This is a genomic window from Streptomyces sp. NPDC046335 (assembly GCF_055587985.1).
Genome location: NZ_JBVJFF010000016.1, coordinates 138,954 through 158,019, shown reverse-complemented (window position 1 = coordinate 158,019; position 19,066 = coordinate 138,954). Strand labels below are relative to the sequence as shown.

Below are 19,066 nucleotides of genomic sequence, written 5' to 3'. Positions count from 1 at the left end.
GCGCCGGAGTCGATCATGATTCGCACCCGAGCGGGCGAGAACGGGCGCGAAGCATCGGGAGACGGATGCGAAAGCGTCGGGGGATGGGCGCGGGAGGAGCGGGGTCAGGCGCTGAACCCGGCGACGCGCAAGGCGTGCACCAGGTCCCAGTGGTGCTCCTCGGAGACCGCACGGGCCGTCTCCAGGAGCAGGGGGATGAGCCGGTAGGGGTCGGTGTGCGCGCAGCTCGCCGCGTCCTCGGCGGTGCGCACCCGGTGGTACGAGTCGAGCAGGGCGCGCGCCTCCCGCTCCCGGCCCGCGTCGAGCAGCGCGAGGATCGCCTCGGCGATCTCCGGGGCGGGGCGCGCGACGCCCTGCCGCAGCAGCTTCCGGCAGTCCTCGGCGCGGCCCGTCCCCGCGAGCGCGTCCGCGAGGGCGACCAGGCGGTCGGGCGGCAGGGACGCGGCTTCCCACAGCAGGGTCGCCCAGTCCGCGCCGAGCCCCGCGTGGTGCAGCTCCGCGGCGAGCTCGGGCAGCCGGTCCGCGGGCCACCCGGCGACCTCCACCAGGACGCCGTGCGCCTCCCCGCTGCGGCCCTCCTTGCGGAGCCTGGCGAGGAGTTCGACGGTGGCTCGGGGGTCGTCGTGGGGTGTGTGCCGCGGGTGGTCGTGTTCGTGTTGAGCGTGTGGATCGAGCACGCCGTCGAACCCGGACGGTGCGTCCACACCGTCAACGCCGTCTATACCGTCCATACCGTCAACGCCCTGCATGCCGTCCGCGGCGTCCACGCGATGCATACGGTCAATGCCGTCCATGCCATCCATGCCGTCCGGGTCGAGCAGGGCCGGCTCGAACCAGGCGCCGGGTGATGCCTCCTCCGTCGCGGGTACGTCGGCCAGGGCGCCGTAGGGGCGGGCGGGGGGCGGGACGAACGGGCCGTGCGGCTCGGGCAACCCGGGGTCATGGGCCGCCTCACGGCCATGCGCCGCCGCGGCCGGGCCGAACTCCACCCACGAGGGGCGCTTCGCCGCGTCGAGGCGGTCCATGCGCTCCCGGAGCTCCACGCACCGCGCGGAGGCCCGCTCGTGGTCGTCGCGCACCCACGCCAGGTCGAGGTTGAGGCGGTCGGCCTCGTCGGGGCCGTTCGCGGCGGCGAGCTGCCGCGCGAACTCCGCTTCCCGCTCCACGGCGATCCGCTGCTCCCTGAGCATCATGTCGAGCCGGTCGCTCAGGCGTTCGCGGGCCCCGGGCCGCGCGTCGTACGCCGTGAGCGAGGCGCGGTGCAGGGTGCGTGCCCGCTCCGTCTCCCGCTCGGCCTCCGGAATGCCGCGGTCCGCCGCGAGGTCGTGCAGCAGCGCCTGCACCACGTCCCAGGGCGGGATCTCTACGCCGTCCAGGCAGGCCCGCATGCCGTCGGGGTCGCGCTGCCAGAACACCCCGCACCAGCCGGCGGCCTGATCGAGCCGTCCCAGCAGATCACGCAGGTACTTCGCGAACTCCCCGACCTGATCCGGGAGTTGTCCGACAGTCATGCGACCAGCTCCGCCCGTGCAGACAGGAGTATTCCGGTCCGGAAGATAACATCAGATGTGTTACGGGACGACTACACGCAGTCTGACGCGAGCACGACGCCTCACCGGCGGGGCTCCGCCAGGGCTCCCGCATCGCGGAGCCCTGGCGGGTTACCGCCGGTTCAGGTCGGCGGCCCCCGGCGGGATCTCACCGCCTCGCTACTTCTCCGGCCTCACCACCATGGCCGAGCCGCCGCCCCTGCGGTCCTTCTCGGCCGCCGCGAGCCACTTGCCGCCCGGGAGGCGCTGGACGCCGGTTGCCGCGCCGATCTCTGAAGTGCGCTTGAAGGAGTGTCCGATCGCCTCCAGCGAGGCGCGCCGCGGGCTGTCCCACAGGCCCGGTTCCAGCTCGGTCTGCGCGGCGTTGCGCTGGCTCGCGCGGGGCGCCGCGATCGCTTCGACCAGCGGCAGGCCGCGGTCGACGAAGCCGGTCAGGGTCTGGAGCACGGTGGTGATGATGGTCGCGCCGCCCGGTGAGCCGAGCGCCACCACGGGCTTGCCGTCGTTCAGCACGATCGTCGGCGCCATCGAGGAGCGCGGGCGCTTGCCCGGCCCCGGCAGGTTCGGGTCGTGGACCTTCGGGTTCGCGGGCGCGAAGGAGAAGTCCGTCAGCTCGTTGTTGAGCAGGAAGCCGCGGCCGGGCACGGTGATGCCGCTGCCGCCGGTCTGCTCGATGGTGAGGGTGTAGGCGACGACGTTGCCCCACTTGTCGGCCGCCGTGAGGTGCGTGGTGCTCTCACCCTCGTACGTCGTCGGCGCCGCCTTGTCCCCCGAGGCGCAGGCCTTGGGCCGGCGCGGGTCGCCGGGCGCGAGTGGGCTCTTGAGGACGGCGTCGTCCTTGATGAGGCACGCGCGCGTGTCCGCGTACCGCTGGGAGAGCAGTTCCTTGGCCGGGACGTCCTCGAAGGCGGGGTCGCCCACCCAGCGGCCCCGGTCGGCGAAGGCGATGCGGCTGGCCTCGATGTAGCGGTGCAGGTACTTGGTCTTCGAGGCCTTGGAGAGGTCGGTGCGCTCCAGGATGTTGAGCGCCTCACCGACCGTGGTGCCGCCCGAGGAGGAGGGCGCCATGGAGTACACGTCGAGCCCGCGGTAGGAGGTCTTCGTGGGCTTCTGGCCCTTCACCGCGTACCTGTCGAGGTCCTTGAGGGAGAGGTCACCGGGGCGCACCTGGCGGCCGGAGTCCGGGTCGACGGGCGGTTTGTTGACGGTGCGCACGATGTCCTTGGCGAGCTTGCCGTGGTACAGCGCGCCGACGCCCTTGCGGCCCAGCTCCTCGTACGTACGGGCCAGGTCGGGGTTCTTGAACGTCGAGCCGACCACCGGCAGCTTCCCGCCCGGCAGGAACAGCTTCGCCGAGGCGGGGAAGTCGGCGAACCGCTTCTGGTTCGACTCGGTCTGCGAGCGGAACGTCGGATCGACGGTGAAGCCGTCACGGGCCAGGTGTTCGGCGGGCTTCAGGAGCGTGCTGAGCCGTTTGCTGCCCCACTTGTCCAGCGCGGACCGCCAGGTGGCGGGCGTGCCGGGGGTGCCCACGCTCAGCCCGCTGGTGACCGCGTCGGCGAAGGGGATCGGCTTGCCGTTCTCCAGGAAGAGCCCGGAGTCCGCGGTGCGGGGAGCCGTCTCGCGGCCGTCGATGGTGCTGACCCGGTGGGTCTTGGCGTCGTAGTGGACGAAGTAGCCGCCCCCGCCCACGCCCGCCGAGTACGGCTCGGTGACGCCGAGCGCGGCGGCGGTGGCGACCGCGGCGTCCACGGCGTTGCCGCCCTTCCTCAGGACCTCGATGCCGGCGGCCGAGGCGTCGGGGTCGACGCTGGCGACCGCTCCGCCGTGGCCGACGGCGACCGGCACCTTCTCGGCGGCCGCCCCGGCCGCCCCTTCTCTGGCCGCTCCGGCCGGTTCCGCTGAGCGCGTAGGCGAAGGGGGCGCGGCGGCACCGACCGACACCAATACCCCTCCGACCGCCAATAGCGTCAGATTGCGTACGACAGCGTGGCGCATTCGTACCTCCAGTCAACAGCCGTCCGCGCAGCGTAACTTCGCGCCCCTCCCCGCGTAAGGACCGACCCGAACCCAGTTTTGGCGTGCCGCTACCATGCGCCCCCATGACTGGAGACGTGCGCATCATCGTCCTCGGCCTGATCGCGGTCGGCATCAGTGCCGTACTCGGCTGGCTTGCCCGGAGCTCTCTGTGGAAGCGCAGGCTCCGCCGCAAGCAGGCCTTCTTCGGGCTGCCCGAGAACGCGGAGTCGCTGCTCGTCGTCAACCGTGACGCGAACGGCCCCGAGTTGAGCGTGGTCCGCCATGACGTGTCCGCGCTCCTGGAGCTCGCCGGGGTGATCAAGGAGTGCGGGGCGAACGCGCAGATCGTCGCGCACGACGCGGCCCAGCAGAGCTTCGGCGAGCGCACGGAATTCTGCGTCGGCAGCCCGGTGGCCAACCGCCGCATGGCGGCGCACATGCATTCCCTGCTGCCGGGCGTCCGGGTGAACACCGAGCCCGAGCCGATACCCGACCGCGGCGCCTTCCAGGTCGGCGCGGAGCGCTACCGCCTGGAGTCGGGCCTGACCGAGCACGTGCTCCTCGCGCGGCTCACCGCCGGCCAGGGGCAGGAGGCGAGACCGGTGTTCCTCTTCTGCGGCCAGCGCGCGGTCGCCAGCCAGGCCGCCGCCCGCTATCTCGCCCGCCACCACGAGAAGCTCGCCCGCAAGCACGGCGGCAGCGCCTTCGTGCTGCTCCTGAAGGTCGTCAACTCACAGGCGTACGGTCCCGACGTCGTGGAACTCGTCGCGGACGTGACACGGGCCGCCCAGACGCCGCTCCCCACGCCGTCGGCCCGCAGCTCCCATCGCGCCAAGTGACGGCGCGCCCACCGCGAGTCGTGATCATCCGGGTCCTACTGTGATCTAGCGGTCATTTTCGGGACATCGGGCAACCCGTCGGCGTCTGCCGCGCTCTCTCCGTGGAGTCCCCATTCGCACGGAGGTAGTTTTCTTGACCCCGCAGAGCTCTTCGAGCCGCCGCCACCCGCTTCGCACCCGCCACGTGGCGGGTGCGGGCCTCGCGGTCCTCGCCGCCGCCCTGACCGCCTGCTCGGGCGGCGGCGACGCCTCGGCCGCCACCGAGAAGCCGCAGATCTCGGTGAACCTCACGGGCCGCGAGGCCAAGGCGGGCGGCCCGGTCACGGTCGAGCTGGCCGAGGGCAGGCTGAAGCAGGTGACCGTCACCGACGGCAAGGGGGCCGAGCTGCCCGGCAGGGTCGCGGCGGACGGCGGCTCCTGGACCTCGGGGCGCAAGGCGGCGCCCGGCACCGCGTACAGGGTGCGGGCGGTCACGGACGAGGGCGGCAGTGCCAGGAGGTCGTTCGCGACGGCCGCGCCCGACGAGGTCAACAAGGTGACGCTGGCGCCGGGCAAGAACAGCACCGTCGGCGTGGCCCAGCCACTGTCGATCACCTTCGACCACCCGGTGGAGAACAAGGCGGAGGTCGAGAAGCAGCTCAAGGTGACGACCTCGAACCACACGACCGGATCCTGGGGCTGGATCAAGAACCACGACGGCAAGGACCGCGTCGACTGGCGCCCGAAGGAGTACTGGAAGTCCGGCACGAAGGCGAAACTGGACGCTCGGCTCAATGGCGTCGACTCGGGTGACGGGGGCTGGTTCGTGCGCGACTACACCACCGGCTTCACGGTCGGCAGGAGCCAGTCCGTGAAGGTGGACCTGGACAGCAGCACGGCGACGCTGGTGCGGAACGGCGCGAAGGTCAGGACGGTCCCGATGTCCGCGGGTACCCCCGGCGGCGAGAAGGCGTCCTGGGGCGGCACGTCCGTCCTGATGTCGAAGGAGGGCACGATCAACATGCGCTCCGAGACGGTCGGCCTCTCCGGCAGCGACAGCTACGACAAGATGGTCGACTACTCGATGCGTCTGACCTGGTCGGGCATGTACGCGCACGCCGCCCCGTGGAACGCCGCGTATTTCGGCAACACCAACCACAGCTCCGGCTGTATCGGCATGAGCGACGGCGACGCCGGCTGGCTCTACGGCCAGGTCCGTCCCGGCGACCCCTTCGAGGTCACCGGCAGCGGCTCGAAGGGCGCCCCCGACCCGGGCAACGGCTACGGCGAATGGAACGTGTCCTGGTCGGACTGGCAGGCCAGGAGCGCCCTGCGCTGAGGTCCACTCGTCAACAATCGTTACCGGTGCGTAACTTACCGACGGGTTACCCTCAGTAAGTCCCCCGGTTACCGTCGGGTCACTTTGCACGTCCGAGTGAGGAGTGACCCGTGGGACTGTCGCACCAGGCCTTGCGCACCACCACCGTGGGAACCGTTTCGGCGACCCTCGTCGCGGGCGCCGCCTTCGGCCTCGCGCCCGTGGCGCAGGCGGCTCCGGCCGCCGCGCCACCGGCCGCGGGTTCCGCTGACGCGGCTTCCGCCACCGCGAGATTCGTCGACATACCCGGCGACGGCGGCACGATCCTGAAGGCCAACGTCTTCACGCCGAAGGACGCGAGACAGGGCGCGAAGTACCCCTCGATCGTGCTGCCCACCAGTTGGGCCATGCCGCAGATCGAGTACGTCGCCCAGGCCCAGAAGCTCGCCGACGCCGGCTATGTCGTGGTCAGCTACAACTCCCGCGGCTTCTGGCAGTCCGGCGGCGAGATCGAGACCGCGGGCCCCGAGGACATCGCCGACGCCTCCAAGGTCATCGACTGGACGCTGGAGAACACACCCGCCGACCCCTCGAAGGTGGGCATGGCCGGCGTCTCGTACGGCGCGGGCATCAGTCTGCTCGCCGCCGGGCACGACAAGCGCGTCAAGGCCGTGGCCGCGCTCAGCGGCTGGGGCGACCTGATCGACTCGATCTACAGCGGCCGCACCCAGCACGCCCAGGCCGCCGCGCTCCTCGGTGGCCTGGGCACCCTCACCGGCCGGCCGAGCGCCGAGCTCCAGCAGACGCTGAAGGACTTCCTCGCGTCCGACCTGGACAAGGAGGACGAGATGATCGCCTGGGGCGCCAAGCGCTCCCCCGCGACCTACCTCGACGAGATCAACGACAACGGCGCGGCCATCATGCTCGGCAACGCCTGGGGCGACACCCTCTTCCCGCCCAACCAGTACGCCGAGTTCTACGAGCGCCTGACGGGACCCAAGCGCCTGGAGTTCCGCCCCGGGGACCACGCGACCGCCGAGGCCACCGGCCTGCTCGGCCTGCCCAACGACACCTGGACCTCCACCCGGCGGTGGTTCGACCACCACCTCAAGGGCGAGGCCAACGGCATCGACAAGGAGCAGCCGGTCCAGCTCAAGTCCCGGTCCACGGGCGGCTACGAGGGCTACCCGGACTGGAAGTCGGTCGGCCCCACCCGCAAGAAGATCGCCATGGCGGGCTCCACCACGATCCGCACCAACGTCGACTCCGGCGCCAACGGCGGCATCGCGATCCTCTCCAACGCCCTCGACCAGTTCCTCAAGATCCCGCCGATGGCCTCGGTGCCGCTGCTCCCGCGCCGCTACACCGGCGTCTGGCAGTCCGAGCGGTACACCACCACGCAGCGGGTGCGCGGCACGGCGAAGCTGCACACCACGCTCACCGGCACCAAGGAGAGCGGCACCCTCGTCGCATACCTCTACGACGTGGGCCCGCTCGGCCTCGGCAAGCTGGTCAGCAACGCGCCGTACACCTTCCACGGCAAGACACCCGGCAAGCCGTTCGGCGTGGACCTGGAGTTGTTCTCCACGGCCTACGACGTACCGGCAGGCCACAAGCTCGCCCTGGTCGTCGACACGGTCGACCCGCTCTACATCGAGCACAACCCGTCCGGCGCGCAGCTGACCTTCTCCTCACCGGCGGCGGACCCGTCATACGTGTCCGTCCCCCTGCGCGAGCAGTGATCTCCGGCTGCTGCCGGTCGGGCATGGCCCTACTGGCTACTGCTCCCCCGGGATCTCAGCGATCCGGGGGTACCCCCTTCGGCAGCAGCGTTCCTGGTTCGGCCGGTGCTACTTCCGCGGCCTCGGTCTTGGGATTGCGCCGCTGACGCCTGGACACCCACTGGGCGAACCACGAGAGCAACATGCACATCCCGATGTAGATCGGTGAGATCACCATGACCACGGGGATGAAGGGCAAATCGTAGTCGAGATTCGACGCGATCAGCTTCCCGGCGTGGAGGAACTCCTCGTAGGTGATCAGAAAACCGAGTGAGGTGTCCTTGAGGGCGACCACCAACTGGCTGATGATTGCGGGCAGCATGGCGCGCACGGCCTGGGGCACGAGCACATGGCTCATGACCTGGGACTTGCGCATGCCCAGCGCGTAGGCGGCCTCCTTCTGTCCGTGCTCCACGGAGTTGACGCCGGAGCGGAAGACCTCGGCGAGCACCGAGCCGTTGTAGAGCGTGAGTCCGGCCACGAGCGCGGGCAGCGGCTGCACCTTCAGCGCCACGAAGACGAAGAAGATCATCACCAGGACCGGCATCGCGCGGAAGAACTCAACGATGAGCGTGGCCACCCAGCGCACCGGACGGTGGTCCGAGAGCCGCCCCATGGCGAGCAGTCCGCCGAGGGCGAGCGCGAGGACGGCGGAGATGGCGAACGCCTTGAGCGTGTTGCCGAGGCCCCGCAGGAGCAGCTCCTGGATGCCCTCGTACTCGAAGGGCGTCCACTTGGTGGAGGTGAACTGGTCGGTGTCGAAGAGGAGGTAGAGCACCCAGGCGAGGAGAGCGAGCAGGAGGAGGGTGGAGATCACCCCGTAGAGCCGGTGCCTGCGCACGGTCTTCGGGCCCGGGAAGTCGTACAGGGCGGTGGAATCGTGGGAGATGGCTTTCATCGTGCGACTCCCCAGCGATTTTCCAGGAGGTTGAAGACCGCGCTGATGGCCAGGGTGACGATGAGGTAGCCGAGGGCGATCCAGACGAAGGTCCAGACGATGTCGTAGCCCAGCTCGTTGAGCGTCTTGTACGTGCCGAGCAGCTCGGTGACGCTGAACGCGCCGGCGATCGCGGAGTTCTTGGCCAGCGCGATCAGGTTGGAGCCGACCGGCGCGATGACCGCGCGGAAGGCCTGCGGGAGCACCACCGTCGACAGGGTCTGCCCGAAGGTCATGCCGAGGCTGCGGGCCGCCTCGCCCTGTCCCTTGGGCACGGTGTTGATGCCGGACCTGAGGGCCTCGCAGATGAAGGCGGAGGTGTAGCAGCCGAGGGCGAGCACCGCGAACACCTTGAACGGCAGCACGAGTCCGAAGCGCGGCAGGCCGAGCAGCACGGCGAAGAAGAGCAGCGTGAGCGGGGTGTTGCGCAGGACGGTCACCCAGGCCGTGCCGAAGGCCCGGAAGGACCCGACGGGCGCGACCCGGAAGGAGGCCATGAGGAAGCCGAGCACGAGCGCCAGGACCGAGGCGAAGACGGTGAGCTCGACCGTGCCGAGGAACCCCTCACCGAACGTGGAGAAATTGTCCGTCAGTACGTCCACGACGCCTCCTCAGCTCGCCGGGTAGCGGTCGATGGCGGGCGGCTTCGGCGCGGGCACTCCGGACAGGCCGAGCGTGGCTTCATAGGCCTTCTTCCAGTCGCCGTTCTTCTCGCCGGCGGCGAGGGCGTCGTCGATGGCCAGGCGCAGCGCGTTGTCGTTCCTGGGCACCCCGATCCCGTACGGCTCCCGCGAGAACGGCTTGCCGACGACCTTCAGCTCGTCGGGCACCTTGGCCGCGTAGCCGATCAGGATCGCGTCATCGGTGGTGACCGCGTCGACCTGGTAGGTCAGCAGGTTGTCGACGCAGATCGAGTAGGTGTCGTACGCGACAAGGTCGGCCTTCGGGTAGTCCTTCTGGATGCGCTGGTACGGGGTGGATCCGGCCGCCGAGCAGACGCGTTTGCCCGCCAGGTCTTGCGGGCCCTTGATGCTCTTCTCGTCGGAGCGGACGAGCAGGCCCTGGCCCGCCATGTAGTAGGGGCCCGCGAAGCCGACGAGCTTCTTGCGGTTGTCGTTGATGGTGTAGGTGCCCACGTAGTAGTCGATCTGCCCGTTCTGCAGGGCGGTCTCGCGGTTGGCCGACGCGATGGTCTTGAACTCGATGCCCTTGGGATCGATGCCGAGCGACGCCGAGACCATCTTGGCGATCTCGATGTCGAAGCCGGAGTAGGTGCCCGACGCCGGGTCCTTCTCGCCGAGGTAGGGCTGGTCCTCCTTGGCCCCCACGACGAAGCGGCCCCTGCTTTTGGCCTTCTTCCAGGTCCCCGACTGCGGGAGCCGGAAGTCCTTCGCCACGGCGTACTCGGGGAGCTTGTCGCGTGCCGGGCCCTTGGTGGGCGGGCTGCCCTCCTTGCCGCAGGCGGCGCAGGCGAGCGCGGACAGGACGAGCACCGCGAGCAGCCGGGTCGTACGCATGGTGTGTCGCTTCGGAAGCACGTCGCCCCCCGTCAGTGCTTGAGGATCTTGGAGAGGAAGTCCCTGGCGCGCTCGCTCTCCGGGTGGGTGAAGAACTCCTCGGGCGCCCGGTCCTCGACGATGCGGCCGTCGGCCATGAAGACCACGCGGTTGGCGGCGGAGCGGGCGAAGCCCATCTCGTGGGTGACGACGACCATCGTCATGCCCTCGCGGGCGAGCTGCCGCATGACTTCCAGAACCTCGTTGATCATCTCCGGGTCGAGGGCCGAGGTCGGCTCGTCGAAGAGCAGCGCCTTGGGGTCCATGGCCAGGGCGCGGGCGATGGCCACGCGCTGCTGCTGCCCGCCGGAGAGCTGGGCCGGGTACTTCCCGGCGTGCGTGGCGAGGCCCACCCGCTCCAGGAGCTCGCGGGAGCGCTCGTCCGCCTCTTCCTTCTTGCGGCCGCGCACCTTGATCTGCGCCAAGGACACGTTCTGGAGCACCGTCTTGTGGGCGAAGAGGTTGAAGGACTGGAAGACCATGCCCACTTCGGTCCTGAGCCTGGCGAGCGCCTTGCCCTCCGCCGGCAGCGGCTGCCCGTCCAGTCTGATCTCACCGGACTGCACGGTCTCCAGCCGGTTGATCGTCCTGCACAGCGTCGATTTGCCCGACCCCGAAGGGCCGATGACCACGACCACCTCCCCCTTGCCGACGGTGAGGTCGATGTCCTGGAGGACATGCAGCTCGCCGTAGTACTTGTTCACATCACGCAGCTCGATCAACGGATCGACGGCCATGGAAAGACCTGCCCACTTTCTGCTGTGTACGTCCGGGCAAACTATCCGCGTGAAAACGGGACTTACTGGACGACACGCATGTAGGGGCATTAACCGTATTTGAGGCAATTAGGGCATGACCGTGTCCATGGCCTGCGGCCCGGGGTCAGGCTTCGGAGGCCTCGGCGTAGACCTGGGACAGCTCGGGCGCCCCGTGGACCGCCCAGTCGAGCCCCGCCTCGACGACCGCGATCTCCCGCCCGGAGGCGAGCCGCACGACGGGGCTTCCGCCGGGCCACACGTGCCAGGTGGCGCCCTCGACCGTTCGCACCACGACTGAGCCGAGGTACAGGCCGGCGTCGTTGCCGAGCCAGGGCAGCAGCTCCGGGTCGTCGCGCCAGCGCGGCAGGAGCTGGTCGAGGGCCGCCAGCGACGCGGGGGTGTCGTCGAGCTCAAGGCCGGCCACCGCGGCCTGGGAACGCAGCAGTTCACACTCGGACAGGAGCGCGGCCACGCCTTCGGGGTTGGCCTCGAACGCACCGGCGAGCCCCTCGCCCGCCGGCTCCGCCCCGGTGTGCCGCCTGCGCCACTTGTCGAGGAACGGGATGTTCATGGTCGGCCTCTCCGTCGATGACACCCGCCGGGTGCGCGGCCGAGCGCGCACCACCGCCTGTCCGCCAGCCCGTCCGTCGTCCGTCCGCCAATCCGAATGTCCGTCTGTCCGCCTGTCCGTCTTCTCGCCAGTCCGGCCATGCGTATGTCCAAGAATGTACCTGGCATCAGTCGATCACGGAATCGGGCGGATCACCTGCCCTGGTGGGCGACCCGGGGGCCCTGGGGGGGGTGGGTCCTGGACGTCACAGGTCGCGGCGGTCCACGGTCCACACGGTCAGGACCGCCGCGGCGAGCGACCAGAGGGCCAGGGCCGTCCACGCCCCCGCGGCCGTCCAGGGATAGCGGGCGGTCACCTCACCGGCCTCGGCCAGCCGCAGCCAGGCCTGGTACGGCGTGGCGTGGCCGACGACGGCCGTCCAGCGGCGGTCGTCGCCGAGCGCCCCCGGCAGCAGGAGCAGCAGCACGAAGACGGCGGCCATGGTGGTGCCCACGTGCCGCAGGAGGGCACCGAGCGCCATGCCGGTCAGCGCCGAGACCGGCGCGAGCAGCGCGGAGGCGACGACGAGCCGCCACGCACCCGGGTGGCCGATCGGGACGCCGACGCCCCGCCCGTCCAGGATCGCCTGGGTCAGCCAGAAGGAGAGGCCCGCGGCGACCGCGCCGAGGAGGGTCGTGGCCGCGGTGACCACCAGGACTTTCGCGGACAGCAGCGCACGCCGGGCCGGTATGGCCGCGAACGTCGTACGGATCAGCCCGGTCCGGTACTCCCCCGCCACCGCGAGGGCGCCGAGGGCCCCGGCCGCGAGCATCATGACCAGCATCGCGTTGGCGTTGAAGGCCTCCTGGAGCGGAATCCCGTCCCGGACGAAACGGGCACGGTCGCCCGCGTCGTTCTCCCTCCAGTAGCGGTACGTGTCGTACGCGGTCCCCGCGTTGAAGGCGAGGACGGCGAGCACGGTGGCCACCAGCGCCCAGGCGGTCGAACGCAGCGACCGGAACTTCAGCCACTCGGCGGCGACCAGGTCGGTGAACCGGGGGCCCCGGACCGGGCCCGGCTCTTCCGCCGCGGGTGCCTTACGGGGCGGACGGCCGGTGTCGGCCGCGACGGGGGTCACCGGGCCTCTCCTGCCGCGTACTCGACGTCGTCGGCGGTCAGTTCCATGAAGGCCTCTTCCAGAGAGGGCGTACGGGTGGTCAGCTCGTGCAGCAACACACCATGGCGCAGGGCCAGTTCGCCGACGTGAGCCGCGTCGAGGCCGCTGACCAGCAGTCTTCCGTCGTCGTCCGGCACGACCGAGGCGCCCTGCGCGGTCAGCGGCGGCGTCAGGACGGCCGCGTCCGGTGTCCGCACGGCCACGACGCCGCGGCCCGCGCGGGCGGCGAACGCGGCGAGGCTCTCGGCGGCGATCAGCTCGCCCCGGCCGATCACCACCAGCTCGTCGGCGGTGTGCTCCATCTCCGACATGAGGTGGCTGGAGACGAACACGGTCCGGCCCTCGGCCGCGAGGCGCCCGAAGAGACCGCGGACCCAGCGCACGCCCTCCGGGTCGAGGCCGTTCAGCGGCTCGTCGAAAAGGAGCACAGGCGGGTCGCCGAGCAGGGCCGCGGCGATGCCCAGGCGCTGGCGCATGCCGAGCGAGAAGCCGCCGATACGCCGGCGGGCCGCCTCCGCGAGGCCGACCTCCGCGAGGACCTCCTCGACCCTCGCGCGCGGTATGCCGTTGCCACGGGCGAGGACGCGCAGGTGGGTCCTCGCCGTATGGCCGCCGTGCACGTCACCCGCGTCGAGCAGCGCGCCGACGTGGCGCAGGCCGCGCGGCCGGGCACGGAACGGCCGCCCATCGACGGTGACCCGCCCACTGGTGGGCGCGTGCAGGCCGAGGATCAGGCGCAGGGTGGTGGACTTCCCGGCGCCGTTAGGCCCCAGAAAGCCCGTCACCAGGCCCGGGCGCACCCGGAAACCGAGGCTCCGCACCGCGGTCGTGGCGCCGTAACACTTCGTCAGTTCATGGACTTCGATCACGGTTATCACTCTGCCGCGCGCCGCCCCGCGGGTCGTCGGACCTGCGCTGACACTTGGCGGCGACGGGTGTCGACCGTGGTTGTACACCCCAGGCCCGATGCCTCTCGGTGTCTCCATGGCTACGATCACCGCATGTCCGCCTCGTCGCCGAACACCCTGGTCAAGTACGCGTCGCCGGGCGCGTGGGCCGCCGTGTCCTGGTGCATGGGCATGGCCGTCGCCGCGCGTGCGTATTACGGCCTCCCGCTCATGCCGACCAGCTCTTTCCCCGGGCCCACCCCCTGGGACTGGCTGCTCATCGCCGCCGCCCTGGGCACGGTCCTCTGCGCGGGCCGCATAATGCGCCGCAGACCGCTGACGGCCCTCACGCTGCTGATCGTCTGCTCGTACGCGGCGACGCTGGCGATCGGCGAGGTCGTCATCACCTTCCCGCAGTACGCGGCCGTGGACATAGCTCTGGGCTTCATCGTGGCCACCCGGGGCGCACGGGCGCGCGCCGCCGCCTTCACCCTCGCGCTCTGCGCCCTGCCCGGCTTCGCTCTGCTGCGGCAGGCGCTCGGGCTGCCCTTCCGGCTCCCCCACTCCATCGAGAGCAGCTGGTCGGGCTGGCAGACGTACAGCCTGCTCGTCGCCGTGGCCTGGCTGCTCGGGGACTCGGTGCGGCGGACCCACGCGTACACCGAGCGGCTGCGCGCCCAGGCCACGGCGCAGGCCATCACCGCCGAGCGGCTGCGGATCGCCCGCGAGATGCACGACACGGTCGCGCACAGCATCGGCATCATCGCCCTCCAGGCGGGTGCGGCGGCCCGGGTCGCGGAGACCCAGCCGGCCAGGGCGCGCGAGGCGATGGTCGCGGTGGAGACCGCGGGCCGGGAGACCCTGGCGGGGCTGCGGCGGCTTCTCGGGGCGCTGCGGGAGAGTGACGCGGGTGGGACGACGCGGGACGGCACGGCGGCGGGCGGTGCGGCACAGGGTGGTGCGGCACGGTGCGGTGCGGCAGGGGGCGGTGTGCCGCTGAGCCGCCGCCCCGGTGACGGGCATGAGGCCGTGCCGCTCGAACCGGCGGCCGGGCTCGCGGACGTCGACCGGCTCGCCGCGGTGACGACGGCCGCCGGGGTCCGCGTGGACGTGCGGTGGCGGGGCGAACGCCGGGCGCTGCCCGCGGACATAGACCTGTCGGCGTTCCGTATCGTCCAGGAGTCCGTCACCAACGTGGTGCGGCACGCGGGCACCGGCTCCTGCACCGTGACCGTGGAGTACCGGGACGAGGAGATCATCATCGGCATCGAGGACGAGGGCCGTGGCACGGCCGTTCCGCCGCACGACTCCGGGTACGGCCTGGTCGGCATGGGTGAGCGCGTGGCGCTCCTGCACGGCGATCTCACGGCCGCGCCGCGCCCCGAGGGCGGCTTCCGCGTGACGGCCCGGCTGCCGCTGCCGGCCCCGGCGGGTGCGCGATGACGGTCCGTGTACTGCTCGTCGACGACCAGCCGCTGGTCCGTACGGCCCTGGGCATGGTCATCACCGACGCCCCCGACATCGAGGTCGTGGGGGAGGCGTCATCGGGTGACGAGGCGGTCCGCCGCTGCGGGGAACTGCGCCCGGACGTCGTCGTGATGGACATCCGCATGCCCGGCATGGACGGCATCGAGGCCACCCGGCTCATCACGACGGGCCCGTCGCCCGCGCATGTCGTCGTCCTGACCACGTTCGACGACGATGACTACGTATACGGGGCGCTGCGCGCCGGCGCCGCCGGGTTCCTCGTCAAGGACATGGCCCTGGACGACATCCTCGCGGCGGTCCGCGTCGTCGCCTCCGGGGACGGCCTGATCGCCCCGAGCGTCACCCGCAGGCTGATCAAGGAGTTCGCGGGCCGCCCCGATGCCGAGCCGCCGCGCGAGGTCACGATCGAGGGCATCACCGGCCGTGAGCGCGAGGTGCTGACCCTGGTGGGCCGCGGCCTCTCCAACACCGAGATAGCCGAGGAGCTCTGCCTCAGCGTCGCCACCGCGAAGACCTACCTGACCCGCCTCCTGGCAAAGCTGAACGCCAGGGACCGCGTCCAACTGGTGATCCTCGCGTACGAGACGGGGCTGGTGTCGGCGGAGCGGTGAGACCGCCGTGGCTCGGGGCGGCGGGTTCCGCGGGGCGGGGCTCTCCTCGGGGCGGGGCTCTCCTCGGGGCGGGGCTCTCCTTGGGGCGTGGGGCTCGGTTCACTGCCCCGGATACCCGGCCACTTCCCTGAATACCCGGCCCGTACAGGTGAGTTCGCGTCGTGTTCACGCGCCACTCATTGACGCGCCTCTGACGCCTCTTTAGCTTCATGGCGCATCTGTCATCACCGGCTCCTGCCACCCGGCAGGAACCACCCGACATGGGAGGGGTCCGTCGTGCGCCGACGTATCTGGGGAGCGGCCGTCGTGGCCGCCCTCCTCTCCGGCATCGTCCCCGTGGCCTCCGCCGAGGCCACGGCCCCGCACAGACCCCGGCCGCTCCCCCTGGAGCGGCTCTTCGACAACCGAGCGGTCAGCGACGACGCCCGTCCCGGCGAAGCGGACTTCGACGGGGCGGGCGGCTCGCTGTCCGCGCGGGACCTGGCGGCGGCGGGCTGGACCCCGGGGCGCTCCCTCGGCGTCGACGGGGCACGTCTGGACTTCCCCCGCAGCGGCCCCGGCGAGCGGGACAACGTGGTCGCCGACGGCCAGTCGGTACGGGTGCACGGCCGTGGGGACGCCCTGGCCTTCCTGGTCGCCGGGACCGGCGGCGAGGCGAGCGGCACCGGGACGATCCGCTACCGGGACGGCTCGCGCGGCAGCTACCGGCTCACCGCGCCGGACTGGCGCTCCGGCCCGCTCGCCACGAAGTCCGTGGCCCTGCCGCACATCAACACGCCCGACGGGCAGCTCGCCGAGAAGGCCAAGCTGTATGTGGTCACCGTGCCGCTGGCCCATGGGCGCGAGGTCGCCTCGGTGGTCCTGCCGCGTGACCGGAGCGCCACGGACCTGCATGTCTTCGCCCTGTCGGTACGGTCACCGGCCAAGGGGTGGACGGGAAGCTGGGCCGCTTCGACTGCCGGGTACACGACGGTCGGGGACTGGAGCGACCGGACGGTACGTCTCGTCGTACACACCAGCACGGGCGGGCCCCGGGTGCGCGTCCGCCTCGACAACACCTTCGCGGCGGCCCCGGTCAGGATCGGCAGCGCCACCGTGGCGGTGCAGGAGGCCGGGGCCGAGGCCCGGGGTGAGCCGCGGCGGCTGACCTTCCGGGGCGGCCGGACGGGCACCGAGATCCCGGCGGGCGCCCAGGCGTACAGCGACCCGCTCGACTTCGACGTCCCCGCCGACAGCAATCTGCTGGTCAGCTTCCACCTGCCGGGCCAGGTGACGACGGCGCCCGTGCACAGCCAGGCCATACAGCGCTCGTACGTCAGCTCCCCCGGCGACCACGCGGCTGACGGCTCCCCGGCGGCGTACTCCTCGACGATCACGACGTGGCCGCTGCTCACCGGCGTCGACGTGAGCGGCGGCCCCGGATCGGTGGTGCTGCTCGGCGACTCGATCACCGACGGCGTCCGCTCGACGCGGGACGCCAACCACCGCTGGCCCAACGTCCTCGCGACCCGCATCCTGAACCAGTCCGACGTGCCGCGCTACGGCGTCCTCAACCACGGCATCTCGGCCAACCGCGTCGTCGCCGACCGCTACCCCGGCGACGGAGTCTCCGCCGACACCGGCGGTGTGAGCGCCCTGCACCGCCTGGACCGCGACGTCTTCGCGCAGACCTCGGCGCGCACGGTCGTCGTCTTCGAGGGCGTCAACGACGTGCGCTGGGGCGCCTCGGCGGACGAGGTGATCGCGGGCCTGCGGAAGATCGCCGACCGCGCCCACGCCCGTGACCTCCACGTCGTGGCGGCCACGATCGCGCCCTGCGAGGGAGAGTCCCTGTGCACGGCCGCGGCGGACACCCAGCGGGAGGCGGTCAACACGTACATCCGCGAGAGCGGGGACTTCGACGCCGTGCTCGACTTCGACGCGGTGCTCCGCGACCCCGCGCACCCCGAGCGCATCCTGCCCGCCTACGACAGCGGGGACCATCTGCACCCCGGGGACGCGGGGCTCGCAGCGCTCGCGAACTCCGTCGACCTGCGGAAACTGGAGCCCTGAGCCACCGGCTCACCTGACGCACCCGAGGCCGCCGGGGGCCCCGAGGTCCCAAGGCCCCGAGGCCCCCGGCGGCTCAGACGTCCAGATCCACCACGACCGGCGCGTGGTCGGACGCGCCCTTGCCCTTGCGCTCCTCGCGGTCCACATAGGAGTCGGTGACGGCCTTGGCGAAGGGCTCGTTTCCGTAGACGAGGTCGATGCGCATGCCTCTGTTCTTCGGGAAGCCGAGCTGGCGGTAGTCCCAGTACGTGAACGGCTGGTCGTACTTCAGGGGGCGCGGCACGATGTCCGTCAGGCCCGTCCCGCGCAGCTCAGCGAGGGCGGCGCGCTCGGCCGGGGTGACGTGCGTGGAGTCCACGAAGAGCGAGGGGTCCCACACGTCGTCGTCGGTCGGCGCGACGTTGTAGTCACCGAGGACGGCGAAGGGGCGGGAACCTCCCGCGTCCCCGGCGACGGCGGCCTTCAGGGCCTCGAACCACTGCAGTTTGTACGCGAAGTGCGCGTGGTCGACCTCGCGGCCGTTCGGCACATACACCGACCAGAGGCGGACCGGGCCGCAGGTCGCGGAGATCGCGCGGGGCTCCTGCACCCCGTCGTACCCGGGGTCGGCCGGCAGGCCCTTGACGACGTCCTCCAGGCCGACCTTGGAGACCAGCGCCACGCCGTTCCACCGGCCTGTCGCGTTCACCGCCGACTCGTATCCCAGCTCGCGGAGCTCGTCGGCGGGGAACTGCTCGGCCGTCGTCTTGGTCTCCTGTATGCACACGACATCCGTGCCGGTGGCCTCCAGCCAGGCGAGGAGTCTCGGCAGCCGAGCGGTGATCGAGTTCACGTTCCAGGTCGCAATGCGCATGCCCCACAACCTACCCGGCACCACTGACAGCCAGGGGTCGGCGGTCCGCTCCGGCGGTCAGAGGTCGGCGGTCTCCCCCGGGGCCAGCCGCACGTGTTCGGCGCCGCCGAGCGACCCGATCTGACCGTCGTAGATCGGCCGGGCGAGGTCGGTGAGGAGCGCGTCGTGGATGTCGTAGGCGCGCCGCGGCTTGACCTCCCGTACGTACTCGATGACCTCGGAGATCTTGTTCCAGGGCGCCATGACGGGCAGCATCAGCGTCTCCACCGGCTGCTCGGGGACGGTCAGGGCGTCGCCGGGGTGGAAGACCGAGCCGTCGACGAGGTACCCCACGTTGGTGATGCGCGGGATGTCCGGGTGGATCACGGCGTGCAGCTCGCCGTGGACCTGGATGTCGAACCCGGCCGCCGTGAAGGTGTCACCGTGTCCGACGGTGTGGACGCGCCCGGGGAAGGCGGCCGAGATCTGGTCGGCGACCGACCTCAGGGTCCAGATCTCGGCGGCGGGGTTCGCCTCCAGGCCGGCGCGCAGCCGGCCCTCGTCGAAGTGGTCGGGGTGCTCGTGGGTGACGAGGACGGCGTCGGCGCCGAGCGCCGCGTCCTCCTCGCTGAAGCCGCCCGGGTCGATGACCAGGGTGCGTCCGTCCTTTTCGAGACGCACGCACGCGTGGGACTTCTTCGTGAGGGTGATGCGCTCGCCGCGCGCGGGCAG

17 protein-coding genes are annotated in these 19,066 nt (G+C 71.3%); 6 read left to right on the top strand and 11 right to left on the bottom strand.

Annotated elements, in window-relative coordinates:
* Positions 1–104 precede the first annotated feature (104 nt).
* Together ACZ6JY_RS34025 and ggt are read right to left on the bottom strand one after the other, a co-directional pair.
* A complete protein-coding gene (locus ACZ6JY_RS34025; protein WP_469202205.1) occupies positions 105–1,511 on the bottom strand; it encodes a tetratricopeptide repeat protein in 1,407 nt (468 codons plus the stop codon).
* Between the two features lie 198 nt (positions 1,512–1,709).
* Positions 1,710–3,548 carry a gamma-glutamyltransferase gene (gene ggt, locus ACZ6JY_RS34020; protein WP_469202203.1) on the bottom strand — a complete coding sequence of 613 codons (1,839 nt, stop codon included), beginning with the start codon at positions 3,546–3,548 and terminating at the stop codon, positions 1,710–1,712.
* Between the two features lie 104 nt (positions 3,549–3,652).
* Here ggt and ACZ6JY_RS34015 point away from each other — a divergent pair, with 104 nt between their 5' ends.
* From ACZ6JY_RS34015 to ACZ6JY_RS34005, 3 genes are all read left to right on the top strand, one after another.
* A complete protein-coding gene (locus ACZ6JY_RS34015; RefSeq protein WP_469202201.1) occupies positions 3,653–4,408 on the top strand; it encodes a hypothetical protein in 756 nt (251 codons plus the stop codon).
* Between the two features lie 133 nt (positions 4,409–4,541).
* On the top strand, positions 4,542–5,726 hold the full coding sequence (locus ACZ6JY_RS34010; RefSeq protein WP_469202199.1) for a L,D-transpeptidase: 1,185 nt from the start codon (positions 4,542–4,544) through the stop codon (positions 5,724–5,726).
* A gap of 110 nt (positions 5,727–5,836) precedes the next feature.
* The gene (locus ACZ6JY_RS34005) at positions 5,837–7,447 is read left to right on the top strand and encodes an alpha/beta fold hydrolase (RefSeq protein WP_469202197.1); all 1,611 of its coding nucleotides are present in this window, start codon (positions 5,837–5,839) and stop codon (positions 7,445–7,447) included.
* A 55-nt stretch (positions 7,448–7,502) separates the two neighbouring features.
* Here the strand turns inward: ACZ6JY_RS34005 and ACZ6JY_RS34000 are convergent, their stop codons facing one another.
* The 7 genes from ACZ6JY_RS34000 to ACZ6JY_RS33970 form a co-directional block, all read right to left on the bottom strand.
* Complete coding sequence (locus tag ACZ6JY_RS34000) at positions 7,503–8,384, bottom strand: amino acid ABC transporter permease (RefSeq protein WP_469202195.1); 882 nt, start codon at positions 8,382–8,384, stop codon at positions 7,503–7,505.
* Positions 8,381–9,025, bottom strand: a complete 645-nt coding sequence (locus ACZ6JY_RS33995) for an amino acid ABC transporter permease (protein ID WP_469202193.1) — start codon at positions 9,023–9,025, stop codon at positions 8,381–8,383. Before ACZ6JY_RS33995 ends, ACZ6JY_RS34000 begins: the two co-directional genes overlap by 4 nt.
* 9 nt (positions 9,026–9,034) lie before the next feature.
* The gene (locus tag ACZ6JY_RS33990) at positions 9,035–9,940 is read right to left on the bottom strand and encodes a glutamate ABC transporter substrate-binding protein (RefSeq protein WP_469202190.1); all 906 of its coding nucleotides are present in this window, start codon (positions 9,938–9,940) and stop codon (positions 9,035–9,037) included.
* Positions 9,941–9,972: 32 nt separating this feature from the next.
* Positions 9,973–10,716 (bottom strand): amino acid ABC transporter ATP-binding protein, encoded by a 744-nt coding sequence (locus ACZ6JY_RS33985; protein ID WP_469202188.1) that lies wholly within the window; start codon positions 10,714–10,716, stop codon positions 9,973–9,975.
* Between the two features lie 145 nt (positions 10,717–10,861).
* Positions 10,862–11,308, bottom strand: a complete 447-nt coding sequence (locus ACZ6JY_RS33980; RefSeq protein ID WP_469202186.1) for a DUF6278 family protein — start codon at positions 11,306–11,308, stop codon at positions 10,862–10,864.
* A 244-nt stretch (positions 11,309–11,552) separates the two neighbouring features.
* Complete coding sequence (locus ACZ6JY_RS33975) at positions 11,553–12,425, bottom strand: ABC transporter permease (RefSeq protein WP_469202184.1); 873 nt, start codon at positions 12,423–12,425, stop codon at positions 11,553–11,555.
* The gene (locus tag ACZ6JY_RS33970) at positions 12,422–13,333 is read right to left on the bottom strand and encodes an ATP-binding cassette domain-containing protein (RefSeq protein WP_469202182.1); all 912 of its coding nucleotides are present in this window, start codon (positions 13,331–13,333) and stop codon (positions 12,422–12,424) included. The genes ACZ6JY_RS33975 and ACZ6JY_RS33970 overlap by 4 nt, the downstream gene beginning before the upstream one ends.
* A gap of 132 nt (positions 13,334–13,465) precedes the next feature.
* Between ACZ6JY_RS33970 and ACZ6JY_RS33965 the strand changes: the two genes are divergently transcribed.
* The 3 genes from ACZ6JY_RS33965 to ACZ6JY_RS33955 all read left to right on the top strand — a co-directional run bounded on the left by ACZ6JY_RS33965 (position 13,466) and on the right by ACZ6JY_RS33955 (position 17,502).
* Positions 13,466–14,794 (top strand): sensor histidine kinase, encoded by a 1,329-nt coding sequence (locus ACZ6JY_RS33965; protein WP_469202180.1) that lies wholly within the window; start codon positions 13,466–13,468, stop codon positions 14,792–14,794.
* Complete coding sequence (locus ACZ6JY_RS33960) at positions 14,791–15,450, top strand: response regulator transcription factor (protein ID WP_469202178.1); 660 nt, start codon at positions 14,791–14,793, stop codon at positions 15,448–15,450. Before ACZ6JY_RS33965 ends, ACZ6JY_RS33960 begins: the two co-directional genes overlap by 4 nt.
* Positions 15,451–15,726: 276 nt before the next feature.
* Positions 15,727–17,502 (top strand): SGNH/GDSL hydrolase family protein, encoded by a 1,776-nt coding sequence (locus ACZ6JY_RS33955; protein WP_469202176.1) that lies wholly within the window; start codon positions 15,727–15,729, stop codon positions 17,500–17,502.
* A gap of 73 nt (positions 17,503–17,575) precedes the next feature.
* Here the strand turns inward: ACZ6JY_RS33955 and ACZ6JY_RS33950 are convergent, their stop codons facing one another.
* Positions 17,576–18,355, bottom strand: coding sequence for an exodeoxyribonuclease III (locus ACZ6JY_RS33950; protein ID WP_469202174.1), 780 nt, complete (start codon positions 18,353–18,355; stop codon positions 17,576–17,578).
* Positions 18,356–18,412: 57 nt separating this feature from the next.
* Positions 18,413–19,045: an MBL fold metallo-hydrolase gene (locus ACZ6JY_RS33945; protein ID WP_469202340.1), complete on the bottom strand. Its 633-nt coding sequence runs from the start codon at positions 19,043–19,045 to the stop codon at positions 18,413–18,415.
* Between the last annotated feature and the right edge of the window lie 21 nt (positions 19,046–19,066).

Bases quoted from the DNA above. Each gene is read 5' to 3' on its own strand.
- ACZ6JY_RS33960 (WP_469202178.1), top strand. From the start codon at position 14,791: ATGACGGTCCGTGTACTGCTCGTCGACGACCAGCCGCTGGTCCGTACG.
- ACZ6JY_RS33985 (WP_469202188.1), bottom strand. From the start codon at position 10,716: ATGGCCGTCGATCCGTTGATCGAGCTGCGTGATGTGAACAAGTACTAC.
- ACZ6JY_RS33980 (WP_469202186.1), bottom strand. From the start codon at position 11,308: ATGAACATCCCGTTCCTCGACAAGTGGCGCAGGCGGCACACCGGGGCG.
- ggt (WP_469202203.1), bottom strand. From the start codon at position 3,548: ATGCGCCACGCTGTCGTACGCAATCTGACGCTATTGGCGGTCGGAGGG.
- ACZ6JY_RS33990 (WP_469202190.1), bottom strand. From the start codon at position 9,940: ATGCGTACGACCCGGCTGCTCGCGGTGCTCGTCCTGTCCGCGCTCGCC.
- ACZ6JY_RS33950 (WP_469202174.1), bottom strand. From the start codon at position 18,355: ATGCGCATTGCGACCTGGAACGTGAACTCGATCACCGCTCGGCTGCCG.
- ACZ6JY_RS33965 (WP_469202180.1), top strand. From the start codon at position 13,466: ATGTCCGCCTCGTCGCCGAACACCCTGGTCAAGTACGCGTCGCCGGGC.
- ACZ6JY_RS34015 (WP_469202201.1), top strand. From the start codon at position 3,653: ATGACTGGAGACGTGCGCATCATCGTCCTCGGCCTGATCGCGGTCGGC.
- ACZ6JY_RS34000 (WP_469202195.1), bottom strand. From the start codon at position 8,384: ATGAAAGCCATCTCCCACGATTCCACCGCCCTGTACGACTTCCCGGGC.
- ACZ6JY_RS34025 (WP_469202205.1), bottom strand. From the start codon at position 1,511: ATGACTGTCGGACAACTCCCGGATCAGGTCGGGGAGTTCGCGAAGTAC.